2 protein-coding genes and 1 pseudogene are annotated in these 2,706 nt (G+C 62.2%); all 3 read right to left on the bottom strand.

Annotated features, from left to right (window positions below; translation table 11 throughout):
• Positions 1-381: pseudogene (locus tag ACSLE4_RS09510) on the bottom strand (gephyrin-like molybdotransferase Glp); the annotation flags it as partial.
• The gene (gene mobB, locus ACSLE4_RS09505; protein ID WP_435904222.1) at positions 378-893 is read right to left on the bottom strand and encodes a molybdopterin-guanine dinucleotide biosynthesis protein B; all 516 of its coding nucleotides are present in this window, start codon (positions 891-893) and stop codon (positions 378-380) included. The pseudogene ACSLE4_RS09510 and the gene mobB, both read right to left, overlap by 4 nt.
• A gap of 109 nt (positions 894-1,002) precedes the next feature.
• A partial coding sequence (locus tag ACSLE4_RS09500) for a molybdopterin oxidoreductase family protein (protein ID WP_435904221.1) occupies positions 1,003-2,706 on the bottom strand: 1,704 nt, incomplete at its 5' end.

Below are 2,706 nucleotides of genomic sequence, written 5' to 3'. Positions count from 1 at the left end.
ATCGAGACCGGCCGGCACGACCGCGCCCGTGAAGATGCGTACCGCACCGCCCGGCAGCAAAGTGCCCTGATAAGGGTGTCCCGCGGATGCTTCGCCGATGACCCGAAACGCCGCTCCTTTCGCGAAGTCGAAGCCCGATGACGCAAAGGCAGAGCCGTCGACGGCCGCATTATCGTGCGCAGGGATTTGACGCGGCGAGTCGAGCGGCACCGCCAAGAACCGCCCGCAAGCTGCGGCAAGCGGGACTTGCTCCGTTCCGGTTACCGGACGCACTCGTGCCTTGAGGATGCCGATGGCCTCCTGGTGTGGAAGCCGGTCCTTTTCGAGAACGAAACAATCGTCGATCAGCTTAGCTGCTGGCTTGGCTGTCTTCGCTGTCATGGGCGCTTGAGTCCCAGTGTGGTGATAATGAAATCCACGATGCGTTCTATGGCATCGATGTGGAAGACGGGCAGAGGCTCCGTCTCGTCCTCTGGCCTATCCGAGGCGATGGCTACGACCTCGGGAAATTCCGCGGACAGCGCCTCGCGCGACGCGGCTCCTTCCCTGCGGATTTCGATCTTGGGGTATGCCTCGCGCTTATAGCCCTCGACCAGGACGAGGTCGCATGACCCGGCGTAGGGCAGGAGCTCGTCTAAAGTCAGTTCAGGCAAATCGCCTAATTCGCGCATCAAGGCAAAGCGGCGCGGCGACGACAGCATCACTTGGCGAGCTCCGGCCTCGCGCATCCTGAAGGAGTCACGTCCCGGATGATCGATTTCGAACTTTTCGTGGGCATGCTTGATGACCGAGATTGAAAACCCTCGGTTCGTAAACTCGTGGATAAGGTTGCCCATAAGCGTGGTCTTGCCCGAGTTCTTCCAGCCGACCACGCCGAAGATTGGCGGGCTCATGGCTGATTTTCGCTCGGGATCGAGCGATGCCTTCGCACGCGGCTCGCTCTACCGCCCGCGAGCAAAACACCGACGACACTTTCTGGCGGAGCCATGCCGAATTTTACGGCTATAGGCCCGAGGCTGTCACGTCGAGACTGGGTTCGGGGACGCGCTGACGCTTGCCCGTCGCGGGGCCAATCTTGACCGCGCAGTACTTGAACTCGGGAATCTTGCCGTAGGGGTCGAGCTGCGGATTGGTCAGGATATTGGCCGCGGCCTCGACATAGGCGAACGGAATAAACACGGTGCCTTCCTGGACGGCCATATCGGCGCGGGCGGTGAGTTCGATCGAGCCGCGTCTGGTCGTGACGCGCATGAGTTCGCCGGGGACGAGGTCGTAGCGCGCTAGCGTGTTGGGATTCAGGCTTGCCGTCGGACTGGGCTCTAGCGCGTCGAGAACGTCAGCGCGCCGGGTCATGGCGCCGGTGTGCCAATGCTCCAGCTGTCGCCCTGTCATCAGCACGAAGGGATATTCGTCATCCGGGACTTCAGCAGGCGGCAACAGGTCTGCCGGCACCAAAAAGGCGCGTCCGGTCTTGGTCGGGAAGCCGTCGCCGAAGACCACCGCATCGCCCGGGTGATCCGGCTCGGGGCAAGGATAGATGACCGATGACTCGTTCTCCAGACGCTCCCAAGTAATGTTGTCGAGCGAGGGCATGGCCCGCTTCATCTCCGCGAAAACCTCCGAAGGATGGCTATACGTCCATGGAAGCCCCAGCCTCTTGGCCAGCTCGATGATGATCCAAAGGTCGTCGCGCGTGTCTCCGGGCAGGTTGAGCGCCTTGCGCCCCATCTGCACCTGACGATTGGTGTTGGTGACAGTGCCGGTCTTCTCGGGCCAGGCAGAGGCAGGCAAGACGACGTCGGCCATCATCGCGGTCTCGGTCAAGAAGATGTCCTGCACCACGAGGTGCTCGAGCTTGGCGATGCCGGCGCGCGCGTGATCGAGGTCGGGATCCGACATGGCCGGGTTTTCACCCTGAATGTACATGGCCTTGATCTTGCCCGCGTTCGCCGCGTTGATGACCTCGACCACCGTGAGGCCCGCCTTCTTTGAAAGCGGCGTCTGCCAAAGCTCCTCGAACTTCTTGTAGACGGGCTCGGCTTCGACGTCGGCGTAATCCGGATAGAACATGGGGATGAGACCGGCGTCCGATGCCCCTTGCACGTTGTTTTGCCCACGCAAGGGATGCAGACCCGTGCCGGGACGGCCCACCTGACCACACATGAGAGCGAGAGAAATCAGGCAACGTGAGTTGTCGGTGCCGTGCACGTGCTGCGAGATGCCCATGCCCCAGAAAATCATGGCGCGCCCGGCGCTGCCGAAGAGCCGAGCAACCTCCCGAATTGTCTTGGCGTCGATCCCGCAAATCGGGGCGACCGATTCCGGGCTGTAGGCAGCGAGTTTCTCCTTCAAGCGATCGAAATTGTCGGTGCGCGCTTGCACGTATTGAACGTCGTAGAGACCCTCCTCGACGATCGCGTGCATGATGCCGTTCAGCAGCGCCACGTCGCTTCCCGACTTGAAGCGCAGCATATGAGTCGCGTAGTTGCGCAGCGCCTGGCCACGCGGATCGATCACGATCAGCTTGGCACCGCGGCGCGCCGCTTGCTTGAAGAACGTCGCGGCTACCGGGTGGTTCTCTGTAGGGTTCGCGCCGATGATAACGATGACGTCCGCATGCTCGACCTCGTTGAACGTGGCCGTCACCGCGCCGGATCCGATCCCTTCGATCAGCGCCGCGACCGACGAGGCGTGGCACAGGCGCGT

The sequence above is a fragment of the Methyloceanibacter sp. genome (genome assembly GCF_051306395.1).
Taxonomy (GTDB): domain Bacteria; phylum Pseudomonadota; class Alphaproteobacteria; order Rhizobiales; family Methyloligellaceae; genus Methyloceanibacter.
Note: the sequence above shows the minus strand (reverse complement) of the source record. Positions and strands in the feature narration are given on the sequence as shown.

Excerpts from the sequence above, each read along its gene's own strand:
- mobB (WP_435904222.1), bottom strand. The coding sequence starts at position 893 with ATGAGCCCGCCAATCTTCGGCGTGGTCGGCTGGAAGAACTCGGGCAAG.